The sequence below is a fragment of the Embleya sp. NPDC005971 genome (assembly GCF_040629175.1).
Lineage (GTDB): Bacteria > Actinomycetota > Actinomycetes > Streptomycetales > Streptomycetaceae > Embleya.
Map to the genome: position 1 here is coordinate 1 of NZ_JBEXUX010000097.1, position 17,829 is coordinate 17,829.

A 17,829-nucleotide genomic window follows, 5' to 3' on the forward strand; every position below is an offset into this window, starting at 1 on the left:
CGCGGCGTTGTTGATCAGCACGTCCGGGAGTCCGAACGTGTCGACGGCCGCGTCGAAGGCCGCCTCGATCTCGGCCGGCTCGCGGATGTCGCAGGCCACCGTGCGCACCTTGGCGCCGGCCTCGGTCAGCGCCTCGCGGGCCGCCTCCAGGTGGTCCTCCTTGCGGCTGGCCACCACCAGGTTCGCGCCCAGTCGGGCGAACTCGATCGCGATCGCCTTGCCCAGACCGGTGCCGCCGCCGGTGACGAACACCGTACGGTCCGCGTAGGTGCCGGGCGGCAGCGCGGCGGCGCCCAGGGCGGGCGGTTCGGGCAGGCCGATGATGCCGTCGGATGCCTCGGTCATGAGGGCTCAGCTCCCGGTGTAGTGGGCGGGCCGCTGTTCGGCGCGGGCGGCGCGGAACTCGGCGTAGTCGTCCGACTTGTTGACGAAGGTCTGCGCGATCAGTTCCTCGGCCATCGAGGTGCGCACGGCGGGTTCGGCGAGGTGGCCGAGCACCCGCCGGGCCATCTTCACGGTCACCGCCGGGGCGGCGGCGATTTGCTCGGCCATCTCGCGCACGGTGGCGTCCAGTTCGGCGGCGGGCACCACGCGCGAGACGATGCCGTGCGCGTACGCCTCGGCCGCATGCATCGGCCGGCCGGTCAGCACCAGGTCGGCGGCCACCCCGGGCCCGCAGATCTGGTACAGCCGGGCCACGCCACCGGTGTCCGGAATGACCCCGTGCGTGGTCTCGGGCAGCATGAACCGAGCGCCCTCGGCGGCCACCCGGATGTCGCACAACAGCGCGCGCTGGAAGGACGCGCCGATCGACCAGCCCTGGCAGGCCACCAGCACCGGCGCGTCCAACTCGAAGAGCTGCTGCACCCCGCGATGCCCGCGGGTCATCAGCTGATGGTGGGTCAGCTCGACCCGGTGGCCCCCGATCGAGGACACGTCGCGGCCCGAGGAGAAGGACTTGCCCACCGCACGCCAGATCACCGCCCGCACCTCGGGCCGCTGCCGCAGTTCGCCGAGGATCTGCCACAGCAGCTGATCCATCTCGTCATCGAACGCGTTGTGCTTGTCCGGGTTGTTGTTGGTGATCGTCGCGATCGGTCCGTCGTAGTCGAGAAGCACCTTGTCCGCCATGACACCCTGGGATATCCCAACCCCGTACAGGAATCGAGAGCCAGGGGCGCCGCGGGGACCGCAAGCGGGCAAGATCACAGCCGGTCGCCCGGCCGGTCCGGCGGATCCCGGTCACGGGTTGCGCTGGGTCAATCCGTAGAAGTTGCCCTCGTTGTCGCGGAAGGTGGCCCACCAGCCCCATTCCTGCTGAGCGGGCTTGTCCGGGAAGTCGATGCCCTTGGCGACCAGTTCCCGGTAGGTGGCTTGCAGGTCGTCGCAGGTGAACAACACGTTGTTGAGCGAGCCGACCTTCTCCATGTCGAAGCGCTGACTGAACAGGATCAGCGTGATGCCGTCGCCCGGCGCGCGAACCTCGATCCAGCGCGGGCTGCCGGCCTCGCCCATCGGCGTGTCCATCACCTCCTCGAAGCCCATCCTGTCGACCCAGAAGCGCTTCGCCGCGTCCTGGTCGCTGACGTTCAATGAGACCTTTCCGACCTGCACCATGCGCACTCCTTCGGCAGGCGCCACCGGCCCTCGGTGGCGCTACGACCGGTGTTCGACCGGCTCGCCGAACAGTGCCTCTTGGCTCACCGTCGCAAACAGCGCGCCCGCGGCGTCGAAGATCCGACCGTGCACCGTGCCGTGCGCGGCGTGCAGCGAGGTGCCTTCCTGGTCGTAGAGCCACCACCGGTCCGCGCGGAACGGGCGATGGAAACGAATCGAGTGGTCCAGGCTGGCTCGGGGGATCCAGCGTCGGCCCAGCGCCCGGGCATGCGGCAGTACCAGCGTGTCCAAAATGCTCAGGTCGGTCGCGTACGCGACGGCGCACGCGTGCAGCAACGGGCGATCGGGAAGTTCGCCGTCGGCGCGGCACCACAGCGCGTTGTGCGGCGCCCGCGCGGTGGACGTCTCGTCGGCCCAGCTCGGTGGTGCCACGAAGCGCAGGTCCACCGGGTTGTGCCGGACCAACTGCGGTCGGCGCAGCGGGCCGTTCAGTGCGGCCAGACGCTGCGCGAGCGTGGGCAGCGTCGCCGGGTCGGGCACCACGGGTGCGCTCGGCGCGTGGTCGAACGGCGTCTCGGGGCGGGTCACCCGAAAGGACGCGACCAGGTGTACCAGGACCCGGTCCGCCTGGAGCACGTCGACCTGACGATGGCTCAGCGTCCGGCCCTGCAGGGTCCGCACGACCCGGTAGGTCAGCGGCAGGGTGGAATCCGCCGGCCGCAGGAACGACGCGTGCAGCGAGTGCGGCACCCGGTCCTCGTCGACGGTGGCTCCGGCGGCGGCGAGCGCCTGTGCGACCAGCCAACCGCCGAAGACCCGAAAGGCGTCCGGATCAGGGCTTTTCCCCTCGAATAGATCGGACTTGAGTCGGGTCGGCTCAACTTCTTCGACGAATCGGGTGACGTCGCTGCTCATGACTGCTAGTACAGCAACCAGAGCCGCGACATCGACAACGAGGGGCCTGGTGGGCAAGTGGCATGGGGTGCGGTAAAGGTGTTCAGGGATCGCAACGCCGGGCTGTATCTGAGCGGCGTGGTGGTCTCCAGCTTCGGCAGCAGCGCGATGTCCCTCGTCGCCGGCGTCTGGGCCAAGACACTGACCGGTTCGGACAGCGTGGCGGCGCTGATGGCGCTGGGGGTGTTCGCGCCGACCCTGTTCGGTCCGCTGCTCGGTGCGGTCGCGGACCGCCTGCCCGCGAAACGCCTGCTTCTGGCGGTCAACCTGGCGCTGGCCGCGCTGTTGACCCTCACCCTGACCGTGCGCTCGGCCGATCAGGTGTGGATCCTGTTCGCGGTGATGTTCGGCTACGGCATCGGCTTCGTGCTCCTGGACGCCGCCGAGTCGACCGCGCTCACGGCCGGCGTCGCGCCGGGCATCCTGGGCGACCTGAACGGGATGCGGCTCAGCGCGGCCGAAGGGATGAAGCTGGTCGCGCCGCTGGTGGGCGCGGGCCTGTTCGCGTGGGCCGGCGGGCACACCGTCGCGTTGTTGGACGCGGGCACGTTCGTGCTGGCCGCCGGGGTCTTCGCGCTGATGCGCTTCGACCAGCCGGTCCGGGCGAAGAGCGAGGGCGGGTGGTGGGGGGAGACCACCGCGGGCATGGGCTACCTGTGGGCGCATCGTCCGTTGCGCCGACTGGTGTTCTCCGGCGGTCTGGCGATGCTGGTGTCCGGGATCAGCGGTGGTGCGATCTACACCGTGGTGGACCAGGGGCTCGATCGTTCACCGGCGTTCGTCGGCGTGCTGTACACCGCGCAGGGCGCCGGGTCCGTGGTGGTCGGGGTGTGCGCGGGCACGTTGATCCGCCGGCTCGGCCCGCGCGGGTTCGCGGTGCTCGGCCTGGCGCTGTTCGCGGTCGGGGTGGGTCTGCGGGTGGTGCAGTGGTTGCCCGCGGTCCTGGGCGGCAGTGTGGCGATCGGCTTCGGGTTGCCGGCGGTGCACGTCGCGGCGATGACCGTGTTGCAGCGGGAGACGCCGGGGCACCTGGTGGGGCGGGTCGCGGCGACCGCGGGGACGATCATGTTCGCGCCGACGGCGTTCGCGATCCTCGGCGTGGCGGGTCTGTTGGCGGTGCTGGACTACCGCGTCATCCTGCTCGGCACGGCGGCCCTGGGCGGCGCGGTCGCGCTGTACTGCGCGGCGGGTCGCGGCGAGCGGGGGCCGGACCGGGAGCCGACGTCGGGGGAGGACGCGCGGGATTCGCGGCACGTGTGACGCACGCATGTCCTAGGTCGAGGGCGGCTCGCCACCTACGATGATCCGCATGTATGAAGCGGCGGAAATCCCGGCCGAGCTGATTGCTCTTCAGCGGGATCGCGACCACGCGGCCGACGTCGTCACGACGTTCGCACGCGAGAACCCCGGACGGCTGGACGCCGAACTGACCCGTCAGTGGTCGGCGGTGGTTCGAGCGGAACGCAACGCCATACACGCCCTGCACGCGCATCCGATGATGGTGCTCGGACCGAATCGGTTCAAGATCATGCGCGCGTTGCGCGCCGCCGCCAAGCTCACCTGACGACGGCCCGGCCCGAACAGGGGCAAGAGAGCGTCGGACCGGACCGTCGAAGGACGTAGGTTACGCCGCCGCACCGACGATCGGCACCGGCGCGGCGGGTCACCGGGTTCTGTTGAGCCGCCGCCGCCGGCTCTTCGTGCTCATGCCGACAGGCTCCGTTCGAACCGCATCCGGTCCGCGCCGGGGCCGTCCAGGTCTGCGATCGGGCCGTGCACGGTGAAGCCCATCGCCGTGTGAAAGCGGATCGAACCGGTGTTGACCGGCCCGGTGATCGCACGCACCAGGGTGCGGCCGTCGGCCCGTGCGAGCGTGAAGAACCGCTCGTACAACTCCCGTGCCAGTCCGGATCGGCGCAGGTCGGGTCGGACGCCAGCGAAGTGGATGTACGCCTGCTCCCGGTGCGCGGGCGAGAGCAGCCCGATCAGGAAACCGCCGAGCCCGGCGTCGTCCTCGGCGACCAGGCTGGTCGGATGGAAGTGGTCCAGGAACAGCCGCGGCAGTTTGTCCATGATCGGGCGGCCCCACCAGGCGTCCAGCACCGCGACGATGGTGTCGTAGTCGTCCGCGCGGGCGGTACGGATCGGCGGCGCGGTCATGCGGTGGCGCTCCCGGGGCAGAAGGTCCGGCGGTAGTTCTGCGGTGTGGTGCCGCGCCGGCGCAGGAAGTGATGGCGCAGTGTCGCGGCACTGCCGAAGCCCGAGCGCTCGGCGACGGTGTCGATCGGCAGGTCTGTCTCCTCCAGGAGTTCCTGGGCCAGCAACACGCGTTGCGCGGTGAGCCATTCGTAGGGGGTGGTACCGGTCTCCTGCTGGAACCGGCGGGCGAAGGTACGCGGGGACATCAGCGCGTGCTCGGCCATCTGATCCACCGTCACCTCGCGGGACAGGCGCTGCTCCATCCACAGCAGGGTGGCTTGGAGCGGGCTGCCGGAGCGCTCGGGCAGCGGCCGGGCGATGTACTGAGCCTGGCCGCCCTCGCGGTGCGGCGGCACCACCATCCGGCGGGCGATCGCGTTGGCCACCCGGCTGCCGTCCTCCAGCCGGACCAGGTGCAGGCACGCGTCGATGCCGGCGGCGGTGCCCGCGCTGGTGATCACCCGCCGGTCCTCGACGTAGAGCACGTCCGGTTCGACGATGGCCAGCGGGTACCGGCGGGCGAGGCGGTCCGTGTACTTCCAGTGCGATGTGCAGCGCCGGCCGTCGAGCAGGCCGGCCCGGGCCAGCGTGAAGGCGCCGGTGCAGACGCTCATGATCCACGCACCCCGGGCCTCGGCGGCCCGCAGCGCGTCCAGGAGCCGCGGATCGGGCGCCGCGTTCTCGTCGTGCTCGGCGGAGGCCGGAATCGCGATCAGGTCCGCGTTCGCGACCCGGTCCAGGCCGTGTTCGGCGAACAGGTCGTAGCCGGCCTTGGCGCGAACCCGGCCGGGGGTGACCGCGCACACCGCGAAGTCGTAGACCGGGCAGCCCTCCTCGCTCCGGTCGATGCCGAATACCTCGCACAGCACCCCGAGTTCGAAGGGCGCGACCCCGTCCTGAACGATCACGACCACATTGCGCAGCATGCGTCCAGCATGCCGGCAGTTCGGCTGGGATGGCAGGATCTTGTGCCTATCCGGCAGTCCTGCCACTCGATGCATGTGCAAGCATCGGGCACTCTGGAGACATGACAGTTCTGGCGGTTTTCCTGGTGATCACGATGATTCTCGGTGGTCTGTCGACTCTGGGTCGATCGGCCGACACGCGCGATCGGGGCAAGCCCCGGTCGTGGCACCACTGAACGGCACGCGGGTCCGACGGCGCGTCGGGCCCGCGGCGCATCGGCGAACGACCGCGCGCCCGGCCCAAGGGACATGGGCCGGGCGCGCGGTGCGTTTCGGATCGGGCGGGAGTGCCGGATCGAGGCGGGTGCCCGATCGGGCGCGACGCTCGATCAGTTGCGGCGCTTGAGGGCCCGCCAGACGAAGAAGATGATGATCGCGACGATGATGATGCCGATGATCGCGAAGATGAACTTGCCGGCCTTCTTGAAGAAGCTCTTCTTCTTCTTTTTCTTGGCCTTCTTGGTCGGGTGGCTCTGCTGGGCGGCGGCCTGGTGCGACGTGGTGCGAGCCGAGGTGTCCGCGACCGTCTGCACGCCGGCCGAGGTGAATGCGCCCGACACCGTCGCGGAGGAGACCTGGCGTACCTGCGCCTGAGCCGGCGCGGCCTGCGCGGGCACGGCGGTCAATACGGCCGCGAACACCGCGAGCAGGATCGGACCGGCGAGACGCCTGAGAACACGATGAACCATCTGACAAGCCCCCAATTCAACCCGCGGAACACACGCCTCGCGGTATCGCCATGGCCCCGTGGTGGGCCGATAGGCGCGCGAATCTACCCGACACGCCAGGGCCCACGCGGCAAGAAGGGTCAAGATTTGGTTCGGAGGCGACCCATGCGACACGTGTCAACGCACATTCCGGTACGCTGACGACTCATCAGGTTGTGGCAGCCCGGTTGCCGGTGAGGGGTGACCGGGCTTCCCAATCGACGCGCCCGCGAGCAGCCGGCCGCGCTGAGGGTCCTTGTGTGCCGTCGGGGCCGAAAGACCTGGTGAGGGGCTTCTCTTTCCCGAAGTGTGGCGGATCCGGAGCGCCTTGAATTCGTGGCGCCGGGGAGCTCGGGAGGCCCGAATCGCTTCCTGGGAGAAAATTGGGAGAGGATTCGGGTTGTTCTCGATCGCCGGGGGGCGTTCGCCCGAGACCCTGAACCGAGACGTCCAGTAGCGCTCTTCGAGGTATGCGAGCAGCCGCCAGCGCATCTCCGGTGTGACCTTGTCGTAGACGCCCTTCATGCCGGGTGCCTTGCTGTGGCCCATCCGCTCGCGCTGGAGGGCGTCGGGCATCTGGCCGAGGTGATCTCCCTCCTCCATCCAGGTCTTGTGCGCGTGTCGACAGCCGTGCAGGCCCAGGCCGAGTAGGACGGGCTCCCAGCCGTTGCGCAACGCCCTGCCCGAGCGACGCTTGCCGGGCGCCTGTACGCCGTCGCATACGGCCCGCATCACGTCCCTCCACCCGTCCTTGGTGCGGAACTTCGCGCGAGGGCCGTTGAAGGGGTAGGCCCGGTCCGTCGATGCGAGGAACGCGCGCAGCTCGGTCACGAGGAAGAAGGGCACGTCGATGCTCCGGGCGCCCCTCTCGCCCTTGGGCGGCCCCAGGAAGAGCTTCCTGCGCCGGACGCCGAGGGAGTCCGGCTTATCCGGAAAGTAGTCCTTGAGGGCCCCGGTTTCGGGGTCGATCCGGATCACGTAGCGGGTGACCTCCCGGTCCCCGATGTGATCGACGACCTCCACGAGACAGTTGTCGCGGTGGAGCCCCCCGATCTCCCCCCATCGCATTCCGCACCAGGTTGCCAACTGGATCGTAAGCCGGTCGGCTTCGCGCCAGCAGCGATCACCGGCGCGCAGCGCCTGCTCCGTGGTCGGCCAGATCTTCTCCCTCCTGGGCCGGCTACGAGGGGGTCGGCGACGCCCCGCGATCGGATTGATGGTCAGCATGTCCGCGTCGACGGCGGCCGTGAGCATCATCGACAGCAGCGTGATGGCGTCCCCGATGGAGTCGTAGTCGTAGATGCCGCGGTCCTCTACGTCCTCGGCCCATGTCTGGACCCCCCACCAGGTGATCTTCCCGATGGCGACGTCCCCCCACGTGGGGAGGAGGATGTTCCGCAGTCGGCCGGTGCGGGTGATGGTCGTCTGCTCGGCCGTCTTGCGGGCCGCAAGGTACTTCGGCCCCCAGTCGCGCAGCGGGGTGAGGGCTTTGCGTGGGTCGACGAACTTGGGGTTGGCGCGTGCCTGTTCTTCGAGTGTCTCGGCCGCCTTGATGGCGAGGGCCTCGGTCTTGAAGCGTCCCTTCACGCGCGGGTAGGTGCCGTCGGGCTTCTTCCAGCGCCCGCTCCAGTAGGTGGTGGTCTTGCCGGTTCGCCGGTTCTTGACCGTGCGTTCCTCGGCGTATGCCATGGAGGTCCCCTGGTCCTCGTGGTGTGGTTTTGCGCCGCAGGCGGCGCCGGCGGCGTGCCCGGTGTGTCCACGGGCCGAAGACGATCACACACGTGATCCAAAATTAATGAACGCGACGCGGCGCCCCCTATCCCCGCAGGGGGCGTGCGTCGCATGCGGATCGGATCGCGATCAGGTCAACGCCGCGTCGCAGGCAAGAGTGGCCGCGACGATTCGGCAGAGCTCGCGCATATCCATCCGGTCGTGCTCGTTGAGCCACTTCTCCAAGGCCGCAGCCTTGGTCGCGCCGATCTCCGTATCGCGAATCCACACGTCCCACGTGGGGCGTCGCACGTCCACGAACACCTTTCGGTCTCCGAGGCACGCGGGGAAACTCGATGCTTGCATGACACGGACCCACGCCACGTTGGACCCCCACCACCCGATGGTTTGCCGCCATCCCGGGACAGTCATGACAGCACACGTGAGCACTGCGTGTGGGTCGAACAAGTCGAATTCAAGACAAAAACACGTTACGAATTTTCTTGATCACGATCAGTGATGTCCAGGTCGCGGCGGTTCCGCTCAAGATCCGCCCATGCGGCCAGGCCGCTGGCCATCTGCGAGTCGCTGACCGGATCGCCCGGTCTCGCGGTGAGGAGTACGACCATCTCCAGGCCGTCCACCTCGATGATCTTGTGGTCGACGAGCTCGTTCGTCTCCAACTTCCGGCGCACACGGAGCGGCATGCTCTCTATCGCGGAAGGCGACATCGGGCGGCCGGTCGCCTCCGTGACCGCGGCCCGGGTGCGACTCGGTGGGTTCGTCGGTGGAGCGGGGGCGCCGGCAATGATCCGCTCCACGTCCCGGATCGGATCCGGCCAACCGAAGACATGGCCGACCTTGACCACCGACGACTTGGGGATCGTGTCGTAGATGCGCGTCCGGCTTTCGAGGTTGCTGATGGTGTTGCGGCTGACGTCGGCGAGCTTGGCCAAGTCGGGCTGTGTGAGCGCCATCGCTTTGCGGGCCGCCGCGAAGGCGACGGCGGCGGGTGTCCAGTCGAGGCTCATGCGCCCATGATGCCCAACGTTGGGCACCAAGCGCAGGAGGGGTCGCATATTTTGGCCAGTCTCTAGGCGTCGCATGGGCAACCGTTGTACTCGACACGTGTCCGCCGGGCCGCCCGCGTGCTTTGCGGCGCACATTTTGTGCGTCTAAATTGGCGTCGACCTCTTGTGTACGCACAAATTTGGGCGTCTACTTGTACCCGTGACGCCCAACGGGGCGAAGATCCGCGAACAACGGAATGCCCAAAAGCTGACGCTGCGTGCGCTAGCCGACGCCACAGGACTCGACCACGGCTACCTGTCGAGACTCGAACGCGGCAAACGAGGGGCCACACCCGACGCACTCGCACGCATCGCGGGCGTTCTCGAAATTCCGGTCGACGCCATCCTCACCAGGAGGCCCATTGCCCGCCGCCACCCGAGCCGCTCCGGCGGCCCCACCCGGTATTCCCTCCGACCTCGCCGCCTGGCTGGAAGCCCTGATCGAGCACGCGACTGACCGCCTCGGCGACCGAATCGTCGCCGCCATCGAAGCCGAGCGGCACCGCTTGCCCGTGGAACTCCGGTTGTGGACTGCGGAGCAACTCGGTCAGGAGTGGTCCGTGTCGCCCGACTGGTGGACCAGGCGGGCCCAGGAACGCCTCGGGCCCGTCACCAAACCGGGGGCGGGCAACCGCTTCCGCTGGAGCGCCGAGGACGTCGCCGAGTACATCCGGCAGGGCCGCATCGGCCCGCGCGGCAAGCAACTCTTCCGCGCGGTCTGAACGGGCTTCGCGCCCAGGGGAGTTCGGTCCGACGAGGCCGAGGAATCAAAAGGGGCGACCCGTGCCGTCGAAACCCGGGCCGCCCAGACCCACCACACACATCCCTCAACCAGGAGAGGTGGCAGGCGCAATGCACCACAGTACTCCGACCCACCGAGAGGCAGGCACGCGATGACCAGCCACTCGCTTCGCGGCGAGACCCTCCGATTGGTCGAACCCACCGACACCGACCAGCGCAAGGCCGGCCGGGCTCTCGTCTCCATGGCCCTGACCGCGTTCCGTTGCAGCGGCTTCGCGGCGAGCACCGACCTCGACGAGGACTCCCGCGCGGCCCTTGTCGATGTCCTCCAGATGATGGGTCTCATGCCCTGCCCCGAGGTCGAACGGCGCGGCACGCACGGCACGTTGCTCCGCTACGACAACGGCTGCCCCTGCGCTCGCTGCGCGGAGGCCGACGCCGGTCGGACCGCGCGCCGCGACACGCACAAGGAGGCGTGCTCGTGAGTGTCCTGAGCTACCTGCGTGGCCTTGCCGAAGAGGCCGCCGTGGCCGCCGATTCCCTGCGCGACGACGCGGTCACCGAGGCCCGGGAGCGGGCCGACTTCATCGGCCGCGCCGACGAACACGCGACGACGCGGCTCGGTTTCCAGGCCACCGGCAACCTCACCTGGGAGTACGACGAGTACACCACCGACGGCGTCGAGGGCGCGGACGCGTGGCTCGGTGAGCGGACCCGGCTGCGGTACGAGTACGACCACGACACGGAGAAGACCACGTTCCGCCTGATCCGTGAGTGCGTCTGCTGCGGCGGCACCACCGTTGTCCACGTGGGATCCCTCGCCGACCTCGCCGGACACCTTCAGGACGAGTGCTGGACGGACGCAAGGGAGGGAACGTGATCTTCGGCATCGGGCGCACCGACGAGGCCGTGGACGCCCCGGCGATCCTCTGGGAGCGCGTGCAGGCGATCGTCCCGACGGCGGTCCGCGTCCAGTTGAGCCGGCCCATGTCCGCGCGGAACCCGTTCCTGCCGCCGCGCCGGGAGATCACGGCGATCGACCAGCACGGCCGCGAACTCGACTGCATGCAGATCGTGTTCGGCGGCCGGGACGAGCTCCGCAGCCGGCTGGAGCGGGCACTCCCGCGCGGATGGCCGGACATGGAGTACGACGTCCACGCCCGGACCCTCACACCCATTACCTGACTCGCCGCGCGGCCCGTCCGCGCCCACGAACCGCCGGCGGCGGCGCGCGCGCCCGCACCCCCCCCGCAGGGCACCCCGCCGCCGGCCACCCGACTCTCGAACACGCCCCGGAGGGCGAACACATGGACATGGGCATCCAGAACACCACCGAGACCACGCAGGACCCGGAGACGGCAATGGCCCTGCTCGTCTCCGCGGCCGTCCTCGGCAGCGACGTGACCCTTGAGGCCGTGGAGTGGAAGGGCCAGCACCAGCTCGTCACATCCGACCTGCTGCCCACCGACTGCAACACCGCCGCATTCGAGGCCGCCGGCTTCACCTTCGGCGAACCGGTCCCGGGCGACCCGCTGTTCCGCAAAGCGACAATGCCCCCGGGCTGGACCCGACGGGCGAGCGACCACGCCATGCACAGCCACATCCTGGACGAGCACGGCCGCGAGCGGGTCAGCGTCTTCTACAAGGCCGCCCACTACGATCGCCGCGCACGCATGTCCCTGATCGGCGTCTCCTGGTACGTCCACACCTGCGTAAGCCGGAACATCGAGCCGATCCCGGACGAAGCCTGGGCCACCCCCGCCCTGATTCACGCCGCCGCCACCGAGAACGCCGTGAAGTTCGCGGAGTACGCACGCGGATCCCGCGAGGCCGGGGACGAGAAGGAAGCACAAAAGGAAGAGGCCACACACGAGGCGTTCCTCGCCCTCGCCGAGCGGTTCGCGCCGGCCGCCTCCGGCGGTGCGTCGTGAGGAACCCGTTCACGGCTCGCCGCCGCAGGTTCGTGGCCGCGACCATGGCCGCAGCCGAAGCCCGGGTCGAGTCACTCGCCGAAGCGATTGCCGTCGGCTGGATCGAAGACGCGAACAGCCGCGTCGACACCTTCAAGGCCGAACTCGCCCAGGCCCGCGCCGACCTCGAAGAAGCCCGGACCCGGCTCGGGCGTAGGGAATTCGCCCAGCAACTGGCCAACGACCTCGCCGCACGCCTCGCCGAGGCACAGCGGGCCAACGAGGCGATGCACGTCCCGATCGGCATCGACCCCCAGTGGGTCGACGCCCTGGAGGACGCGCGCACGCGCATCCTCGCCGAGGCCGCGCTCGCCCGGACGGGAGACAAGGTCTCGTGAAGCTGTTCCGCATCCGGCGCCGTCTCGCCGTCGCCGAGCAGGTCATCCACAACCTCCTCGCCGAACGCCGCGCCTGCCTGCACCTCCTGGCCGACGCCAACACCCGCATCGGCCTCCTCGAAGCCGAGAACGCCGCCGTCACCACCGAGAACAACCAGCTCAAGCATCGCAACGCCGGGCTCGACACCGCACTGCGCGACCGGGCCCGCCGACTCGACATCGTCGAGGCCGCATGCTCGGGACTGAGCCGCGAACGCGAGGCGCTCGCGGCCGACGTCGCGGCCGGCATCGAGCGAATCCAGGAACTGGAAGGGCAGGTCACCCGCCTCGTCAGGCCGGGGCGCCACAGGTCCACGGACCGCCCCCGGCTGACGATCCCCGGCGAACTCGTCCTGCCCGAGGCGGTGGCCTCGTGACGGGACGCCACCACATGGCGGGCTGCCCGATCACGACCGAGGTCGCCCGCCGGATGCGACACCGGCGACTCGCCGTCCGGATGACCACCACGCAGCAGGCCGCGGCCATGACCAAGGCCGGCTACGCGATCAACCACACCGGCATCTCGGCCATCGAGCAAGGCCGCCGCGTCGAACTGCCCATACGCCTGATCGCCGCCGCAGCAGTTGCGCTGCAAACACCCCTGCGCAACCTCATTCCCGGAGTGGGACCGTGCCCGGCCTGCGGCGACGACCCGCCTGCGGGCTTCTCCTGCAACGACTGCGGCGCCGGAGGTGCCAGCGATGAGTAAACACCGCACGCCCGGCTGGGTCGGCGCAGCCGCCGCCCGCGCCGACGAGATCCTCGAACGCTGCCGGCTCCGTAAGCGCGCCACCGTCGACGACGTCGAGACCCTACGCGACTCCGTCTTCGCGGTCGCCGACGAAGTCCTGCGTCTCCAGCGCGTGGTCGAGCAGAAGGACGCTCGCATCGCCGAACTCGGGCACACGAACCGCCCGACGCCCGCCCTCAAGACCTGGAGTGCCGCGTCGTGACCACCACCCTCAACCTGAGCGTCGAGATCGACGGCGTCTCCCGCCCGCTGCGCGACTGCGACTGGGTCCTGCGCCGGCCCTGCGGCTGTGCCGAGGCGATCATGCACGCGGTGTCGTCCCTGGTGACGCTGACCTCCGAACACGAGGCGTGGGAGGAGTTCTACTGCGACGTCCCGCGCGCCGACAGGCGCCGCAGGGCCGTCAATGCCGCCCGCAAGCGGGGATACACCGTCGCCCTCACAAGCATCGACGACGCGGTCCGCGCATGGGAGGCCCGCTGCCCGCACGGGGAAGAGCCCGAACCCGGCCAGCAGGCTTCGCTCTTCGACCCCACCGATCCCGCCGACGATGCCGTGGACGTGAACGCGTGAAGACCCTCATCCCCACCCGCAAGCGCAACTACGGCGCTCTGGCCGTGTGTGCGGTCCTCCTGCTCGGCCTCACCGCGTGCGGCGACAAGGCCACCGAGCCGTTCAAGGACGCCCCCCGGGCCGGCACTAACAACAGTCCGGCGCGGATCGTCACGAACCCCGACGGGTTCTCCAACGTCGCCGCGAAATGCGACGGACCCAACATGCTCTACGTCGCCTACCACGGCGACAACGCCTATGCCGCGATCACCGTCGTCGCGGACGACCCCCGCTGCGTGGGTGCGCCGTGAACGACGACTCCATCGAGATCACACCGACCGAAGCCGCCCACGTCGTCTGGTATTTCGCCCCACCGGGACGCCGACCGGGGGCGTTCACCGCGCAGTTGATCCAGCTCATCGACATGGCCGGCCACGAGAACGGACGCCGGCTCGCCCTTGCCTTCCCCGGCTACTCCGAAGCCGTCCGCATCGCGAAGAACGATCCGCGCGGAGTCCGCCGCCTGAACCGGATCGCGTTCGGCCGCGACGCGGAACAGGGGCGGTCCGACGACGGCACCGAGCACCCGCCCGTCGACGACCTGGGCGCCGCGCTGGAGACCGCCGCCCTCGTCGTCGACGACGAGATCGAGCGCCTGCGCCGCCAGAACAGGGCCACCATCGAGGCCCGCCTCGTCGCCGCGCGGACCAACTACGAGCTGGCGCGTGCCGAGTTCCTGGCCGGAGGTGATGCATGACCGATCCGTTCTGGGCACGCGCCACCGACCACGGTCGCTACTACCAGGATCCGGCGACCGGTGAACTCCTGCCGTCCGTCACGAACGTGATCGGTACGTGCGTCGCCAAGGAACGGCTGATCCCCTGGGCGGCGAAGATCACCGCCGAATGGGCGGCGGACCATCACCGCGAGATCGCCCACCACGCCGGGAGCGACCGCGCCGCACTGATCCGCGCCATGTGCGGCGCGCACACCGCCATCACCGACCACGCATCCGACCTCGGCACCCGCGTCCACGCCTCCGCCGAAGCCGAAACCCTCGGCGCACCCGTCCCCGACGACCCCGAAGTTGCCCCCTACCTAAGCCAGTTGCGCAAGTGGCGCCTCTCCTGGGGCGTGAACATCGAACGCGACGTCCTCGCCGCCGAGATGACCGTCGTCAACCGCACCATCGGCTACATGGGCACCGGCGACCTCCTGGTCTGGCTCCCCACCGGAACCCGGGGCCGCCTACAGCTCTGGCTCATCGACTACAAGACCTCCGCCACCCGCCCGGCGCTCAGCGTCTACCCCGAGTACACCCTCCAGCTCGCCGCGCTGCGCAACGCCGAGGCGATCGTCCTTCCGGACGGCAGCGAACACCCCATGCCGCGCATCCACCGCGCCGGGGTTCTCAACCTCCGCGTCCGCAGCCACGCCTTCGTCCCCATGCCCGCTGGCAAGGACGCGTTCAAGGTCTTCGCCTCGCTCGTCCCGGCCGCCCGCTGGCTCCACGACGCACCCACCACGTACACCGCGCTCAAGCCGCCCCCGGCCCCCGCGCCCACCCGAAAGGCGGCCTGAGATGGCAGGACGCATCAAGACCATCCAGGCCCAACAGGCCGAACTCGGCCGCCTGCGCACCGGAACCAGCACACCCCTCAAAGAGGGAAGCGACCGCCGGCGCGCCGTCCGCTCCGACACCTGGATCCTCTCCTCACACAGCCGCGACTACGTCGAGGCCGCCGCTGCCCTGTGGGGTGGCGACGTCGAACCCTGGAAACCCCAGAACGCGTCCATCAGTCAATGGCGGGTCATCACCGAGGCGCAGGCCCTGGACGCCCTTCTCCCGCCCGGCGACCCGCTCAGCGCGCACAACGAGCTGTGGGACAGGGGCGGGATCAAATTTCGCTGCGACGGCGAAACCGAGCTGCGCTCCGGCCGCTCCTGCATCTGCCTCCAGCGCTTCGGCGTCGACTTCCACGCGACCGCCCCCATCGGCCAGGCATGCAAACCCACGACCCGCCTGCGGGTCTACCTCCCTGACATGCCCGACTTCGGAGTCTGGCGAGCCGAAACCCACAGCTTCTACGCCGCCGCCGGACTCGCCGGCCAGGTCGACGCCGTCCTCGAAGGCACCGGCGGACGGGGCATCGTCCCCGTCCGACTCGCCATCGAACAACGCCAGATCGCCCGCGACGGGAAGACCAAGAAGTTTCCCGTCGTCATGGTGATCCCGCGACTCCCCAGGCTGCGCCACGCCCTCACCGGTCCCCTGACCGCGACCGCGGCCCTGGACCCGACCTCGCTGGACCGCGTTGCGATCGAGGCCGCGGCCCGCCCCGACTACGCCGCCAAAGCGCAGGCGCTGCTCACCACCGACGACATCACCGACCTCTGGTACGAGGCACGCGAGGCCGGACACCTCGACCAGGACACCAAGGATCTGCTCATCGCCCGAGCAGCCGAAATCAACGCCGAGCAGCCGAATAAGGATGACGGCGGAAGTCACGAGGGCGACGGCGACGACGAGCCCATCGACGCCGAAATCGTCGACGACAACCCCCAGCCCGACGCCGTCCGCTGGCCCGACGTCGCACCCATACCCGGGGCCCGCCGATGACCGTCTACTACCACGGCGGCGCCCCCGGCCTCGCCCGCGGCGACGAACTCCTCCCGCCCTCCGTGACCGGCATCACGCACACCCTCACCACCTGGGCCGAAGCCCTCGGCGCAGGCCCCGACCTCACGCTGCGCGACTTCGTCTATCTCACCACCGACCGCGACGCCGCCCGCCTGCACGCCGCGCACCACCCGCACGGAGACGTCTACCGGGTCGTTCCGATCGGACCCCTGGCGGCCGACCCGGCCGACCCCACCGGCAACTCCCGGCGCTGCACCCGCGCCGTCGTCGACCGAGTCCTCGAAGCCGCCGTGCCCTTCAGCGCCTTCACGCTGCGCGCGAAGTCCCGCCCCCTCCGCAAGGAGTCACCGTGACTCACCAGCCCCCCATCGAAGGCATGGACTGCCCCGAGCCCGTCACCACCGCCGACCAGGACGAACGCAACGCCTGGCACCACGCCGCGCACACGGCCATCGTCGAATACGCCCGCAGGGGACAGCCGTTCACCATCTACGAGGCCGCCCGACACTTCGGCGTCGGCGAACCCCACCACCCCAACATGTGGGGAATCCTCACCGCCGAGCTCCACCGCGAAGGGGTCATCAGCCCCTACAGCTTCACCACGGGCGGACGCCCATCGGTTGCGAGCTCTGCCGTCCGTACCTGGGTCGCGGCATGAGCTACGGACTCGCCATGTGGCTCGGCGGCACCGCCCTCGGATTCGCCATCGGAACCCTTCTCTGCCTCGGCATCGGCGCCATCGTCAACCGCATCCACACCAAACCCCCACAGCCGGCGCCGCCCTTGCTCCCCGAGGTCGTCACCCGCGCCGAGGCCATCCTGCGCGAGGCCGCCGGCAAAGGAGGTGTTCAAGGATGAGCGACTCCTGTCCCACCCCGGACAAGGCCCGTTTCGCGACCCGGGAAGGAGCCGAGTCCTTCGCGACCCGCAAATTCCTCTCCCTCGGCATCATGCTCCGCCCCTACGGCGACTGCCCGTGTGGATGGTTCCACCTGACCTCCCGAGGCAGCGAAGAACTCACCCCCACCGAAGCCGAACTCGCCCGCGAGTACGCGCGCCTGGGCGACCTCGACCGACCTGCATTCAACATCCTCGTCCGCGACGACGCCCTCGGCCGCACCTCCAAGGCGACCGCCGCAGCACTGCGCACCCCCGGCCTCCTCGAACGATGGCGAGCCGCACTCAAGGAGCTCAAAACCGACGTCCACGCACAGATCGAACACAACCGCGACAACGACCAGCCGACCTCCCAGGACTGGCGCAGCCGCATCAACCACCTCCAAAGGCGGCTGACCGTGCGCGCCGCCGAAACCAAATCCCTCGCCATCGCCTTCTCCACGCAAGGCACCCCTGCCACGAGCGCCAACCCCAGCCGCTCGACATGCGGCGAGCGTGCGATCGAACGCCTCATCGCAGCCCACAGAAACGAATTCGACCGCCTGGTCCACGAGGAACTCGCCGCCGCAGGTCTTCCCATCCCCCAAAGCCTCCTGCGCCGCGAGGCGTTCCTCCTCGACGAAGCACCGGAGGACGCCGCGTGACGACCACACCGCGCGTCATCGGGCTCGACCCGTC

31 protein-coding genes are annotated in these 17,829 nt (G+C 69.6%); 21 read left to right on the top strand and 10 right to left on the bottom strand.

What is annotated here, in order from left to right; genetic code table 11:
* From ABZ374_RS44225 to ABZ374_RS44240, 4 genes are all read right to left on the bottom strand, one after another.
* Window positions 1-345, bottom strand: a 345-nt coding sequence (locus tag ABZ374_RS44225; RefSeq protein WP_360323502.1) for an SDR family NAD(P)-dependent oxidoreductase, incomplete at its 3' end; no start/stop codon positions are given.
* A gap of 6 nt (window positions 346-351) precedes the next feature.
* Window positions 352-1,131: an enoyl-CoA hydratase/isomerase family protein gene (locus tag ABZ374_RS44230; RefSeq protein WP_360323504.1), complete on the bottom strand. Its 780-nt coding sequence runs from the start codon at window positions 1,129-1,131 to the stop codon at window positions 352-354.
* Between the two features lie 111 nt (window positions 1,132-1,242).
* On the bottom strand, window positions 1,243-1,617 hold the full coding sequence (locus tag ABZ374_RS44235) for a VOC family protein (RefSeq protein ID WP_360323506.1): 375 nt from the start codon (window positions 1,615-1,617) through the stop codon (window positions 1,243-1,245).
* A gap of 39 nt (window positions 1,618-1,656) precedes the next feature.
* Complete coding sequence (locus ABZ374_RS44240) at window positions 1,657-2,532, bottom strand: acyl-CoA thioesterase domain-containing protein (protein ID WP_360323508.1); 876 nt, start codon at window positions 2,530-2,532, stop codon at window positions 1,657-1,659.
* Window positions 2,533-2,610: 78 nt separating this feature from the next.
* Here ABZ374_RS44240 and ABZ374_RS44245 point away from each other — a divergent pair, with 78 nt between their 5' ends.
* Window positions 2,611-3,831 carry an MFS transporter gene (locus ABZ374_RS44245; protein WP_360323510.1) on the top strand — a complete coding sequence of 407 codons (1,221 nt, stop codon included), beginning with the start codon at window positions 2,611-2,613 and terminating at the stop codon, window positions 3,829-3,831.
* Between the two features lie 49 nt (window positions 3,832-3,880).
* Window positions 3,881-4,135 carry a hypothetical protein gene (locus tag ABZ374_RS44250; RefSeq protein WP_360323512.1) on the top strand — a complete coding sequence of 85 codons (255 nt, stop codon included), beginning with the start codon at window positions 3,881-3,883 and terminating at the stop codon, window positions 4,133-4,135.
* 140 nt (window positions 4,136-4,275) lie between these two features.
* On the opposite strand, the gene ABZ374_RS44255 is transcribed toward ABZ374_RS44250, so the two are convergent.
* The 6 genes from ABZ374_RS44255 to ABZ374_RS44280 form a co-directional block, all read right to left on the bottom strand.
* Entirely contained in the window at window positions 4,276-4,731 is a 456-nt protein-coding gene (locus ABZ374_RS44255; RefSeq protein WP_360323514.1) for a GNAT family N-acetyltransferase, read from the bottom strand.
* Complete coding sequence (locus ABZ374_RS44260) at window positions 4,728-5,696, bottom strand: helix-turn-helix domain-containing protein (protein WP_360323516.1); 969 nt, start codon at window positions 5,694-5,696, stop codon at window positions 4,728-4,730. Before ABZ374_RS44260 ends, ABZ374_RS44255 begins: the two co-directional genes overlap by 4 nt.
* A gap of 368 nt (window positions 5,697-6,064) precedes the next feature.
* Entirely contained in the window at window positions 6,065-6,424 is a 360-nt protein-coding gene (locus ABZ374_RS44265) for a hypothetical protein (RefSeq protein WP_360323518.1), read from the bottom strand.
* A gap of 156 nt (window positions 6,425-6,580) precedes the next feature.
* Complete coding sequence (locus tag ABZ374_RS44270) at window positions 6,581-8,131, bottom strand: hypothetical protein (protein ID WP_360323520.1); 1,551 nt, start codon at window positions 8,129-8,131, stop codon at window positions 6,581-6,583.
* Between the two features lie 171 nt (window positions 8,132-8,302).
* Window positions 8,303-8,464: a hypothetical protein gene (locus ABZ374_RS44275; RefSeq protein ID WP_360323522.1), complete on the bottom strand. Its 162-nt coding sequence runs from the start codon at window positions 8,462-8,464 to the stop codon at window positions 8,303-8,305.
* A gap of 179 nt (window positions 8,465-8,643) precedes the next feature.
* The gene (locus ABZ374_RS44280) at window positions 8,644-9,183 is read right to left on the bottom strand and encodes a helix-turn-helix domain-containing protein (RefSeq protein WP_360323524.1); all 540 of its coding nucleotides are present in this window, start codon (window positions 9,181-9,183) and stop codon (window positions 8,644-8,646) included.
* Window positions 9,184-9,382: 199 nt separating this feature from the next.
* Between ABZ374_RS44280 and ABZ374_RS44285 the strand changes: the two genes are divergently transcribed.
* From ABZ374_RS44285 to ABZ374_RS44375, 19 genes are all read left to right on the top strand, one after another.
* The gene (locus ABZ374_RS44285; RefSeq protein WP_360323526.1) at window positions 9,383-9,679 is read left to right on the top strand and encodes a helix-turn-helix transcriptional regulator; all 297 of its coding nucleotides are present in this window, start codon (window positions 9,383-9,385) and stop codon (window positions 9,677-9,679) included.
* Window positions 9,585-9,944: a hypothetical protein gene (locus tag ABZ374_RS44290; RefSeq protein WP_360323609.1), complete on the top strand. Its 360-nt coding sequence runs from the start codon at window positions 9,585-9,587 to the stop codon at window positions 9,942-9,944. Before ABZ374_RS44285 ends, ABZ374_RS44290 begins: the two co-directional genes overlap by 95 nt.
* Before the next feature lie 171 nt (window positions 9,945-10,115).
* Window positions 10,116-10,448: a hypothetical protein gene (locus ABZ374_RS44295; RefSeq protein WP_360323528.1), complete on the top strand. Its 333-nt coding sequence runs from the start codon at window positions 10,116-10,118 to the stop codon at window positions 10,446-10,448.
* On the top strand, window positions 10,445-10,843 hold the full coding sequence (locus ABZ374_RS44300; RefSeq protein WP_360323530.1) for a hypothetical protein: 399 nt from the start codon (window positions 10,445-10,447) through the stop codon (window positions 10,841-10,843). The genes ABZ374_RS44295 and ABZ374_RS44300 overlap by 4 nt, the downstream gene beginning before the upstream one ends.
* Window positions 10,840-11,148, top strand: coding sequence for a hypothetical protein (locus ABZ374_RS44305; protein ID WP_360323532.1), 309 nt, complete (start codon window positions 10,840-10,842; stop codon window positions 11,146-11,148). Before ABZ374_RS44300 ends, ABZ374_RS44305 begins: the two co-directional genes overlap by 4 nt.
* Before the next feature lie 122 nt (window positions 11,149-11,270).
* A complete protein-coding gene (locus ABZ374_RS44310) occupies window positions 11,271-11,894 on the top strand; it encodes a hypothetical protein (protein WP_360323534.1) in 624 nt (207 codons plus the stop codon).
* A complete protein-coding gene (locus ABZ374_RS44315; RefSeq protein ID WP_360323536.1) occupies window positions 11,891-12,271 on the top strand; it encodes a hypothetical protein in 381 nt (126 codons plus the stop codon). The genes ABZ374_RS44310 and ABZ374_RS44315 overlap by 4 nt, the downstream gene beginning before the upstream one ends.
* Window positions 12,268-12,687 carry a hypothetical protein gene (locus ABZ374_RS44320; protein WP_360323538.1) on the top strand — a complete coding sequence of 140 codons (420 nt, stop codon included), beginning with the start codon at window positions 12,268-12,270 and terminating at the stop codon, window positions 12,685-12,687. The genes ABZ374_RS44315 and ABZ374_RS44320 overlap by 4 nt, the downstream gene beginning before the upstream one ends.
* Entirely contained in the window at window positions 12,684-13,019 is a 336-nt protein-coding gene (locus tag ABZ374_RS44325; RefSeq protein ID WP_360323540.1) for a helix-turn-helix transcriptional regulator, read from the top strand. Before ABZ374_RS44320 ends, ABZ374_RS44325 begins: the two co-directional genes overlap by 4 nt.
* The gene (locus tag ABZ374_RS44330) at window positions 13,012-13,263 is read left to right on the top strand and encodes a hypothetical protein (RefSeq protein WP_360323542.1); all 252 of its coding nucleotides are present in this window, start codon (window positions 13,012-13,014) and stop codon (window positions 13,261-13,263) included. Before ABZ374_RS44325 ends, ABZ374_RS44330 begins: the two co-directional genes overlap by 8 nt.
* Window positions 13,260-13,634 carry a hypothetical protein gene (locus ABZ374_RS44335; RefSeq protein ID WP_360323544.1) on the top strand — a complete coding sequence of 125 codons (375 nt, stop codon included), beginning with the start codon at window positions 13,260-13,262 and terminating at the stop codon, window positions 13,632-13,634. Before ABZ374_RS44330 ends, ABZ374_RS44335 begins: the two co-directional genes overlap by 4 nt.
* Complete coding sequence (locus ABZ374_RS44340) at window positions 13,631-13,924, top strand: hypothetical protein (RefSeq protein WP_360323546.1); 294 nt, start codon at window positions 13,631-13,633, stop codon at window positions 13,922-13,924. The genes ABZ374_RS44335 and ABZ374_RS44340 overlap by 4 nt, the downstream gene beginning before the upstream one ends.
* Window positions 13,921-14,370, top strand: coding sequence for a hypothetical protein (locus tag ABZ374_RS44345; RefSeq protein WP_360323548.1), 450 nt, complete (start codon window positions 13,921-13,923; stop codon window positions 14,368-14,370). Before ABZ374_RS44340 ends, ABZ374_RS44345 begins: the two co-directional genes overlap by 4 nt.
* Complete coding sequence (locus ABZ374_RS44350; RefSeq protein ID WP_360323550.1) at window positions 14,367-15,194, top strand: hypothetical protein; 828 nt, start codon at window positions 14,367-14,369, stop codon at window positions 15,192-15,194. The genes ABZ374_RS44345 and ABZ374_RS44350 overlap by 4 nt, the downstream gene beginning before the upstream one ends.
* A gap of 1 nt (window position 15,195) precedes the next feature.
* Complete coding sequence (locus tag ABZ374_RS44355; RefSeq protein ID WP_360323552.1) at window positions 15,196-16,233, top strand: hypothetical protein; 1,038 nt, start codon at window positions 15,196-15,198, stop codon at window positions 16,231-16,233.
* Complete coding sequence (locus tag ABZ374_RS44360) at window positions 16,230-16,607, top strand: hypothetical protein (protein WP_360323554.1); 378 nt, start codon at window positions 16,230-16,232, stop codon at window positions 16,605-16,607. Before ABZ374_RS44355 ends, ABZ374_RS44360 begins: the two co-directional genes overlap by 4 nt.
* Window positions 16,604-16,912: a hypothetical protein gene (locus tag ABZ374_RS44365; RefSeq protein WP_360323556.1), complete on the top strand. Its 309-nt coding sequence runs from the start codon at window positions 16,604-16,606 to the stop codon at window positions 16,910-16,912. The genes ABZ374_RS44360 and ABZ374_RS44365 overlap by 4 nt, the downstream gene beginning before the upstream one ends.
* A complete protein-coding gene (locus ABZ374_RS44370; RefSeq protein ID WP_360323558.1) occupies window positions 16,909-17,112 on the top strand; it encodes a hypothetical protein in 204 nt (67 codons plus the stop codon). The genes ABZ374_RS44365 and ABZ374_RS44370 overlap by 4 nt, the downstream gene beginning before the upstream one ends.
* Window positions 17,109-17,795 (top strand): hypothetical protein, encoded by a 687-nt coding sequence (locus ABZ374_RS44375; RefSeq protein WP_360323560.1) that lies wholly within the window; start codon window positions 17,109-17,111, stop codon window positions 17,793-17,795. Before ABZ374_RS44370 ends, ABZ374_RS44375 begins: the two co-directional genes overlap by 4 nt.
* Window positions 17,796-17,829 lie beyond the last annotated feature (34 nt).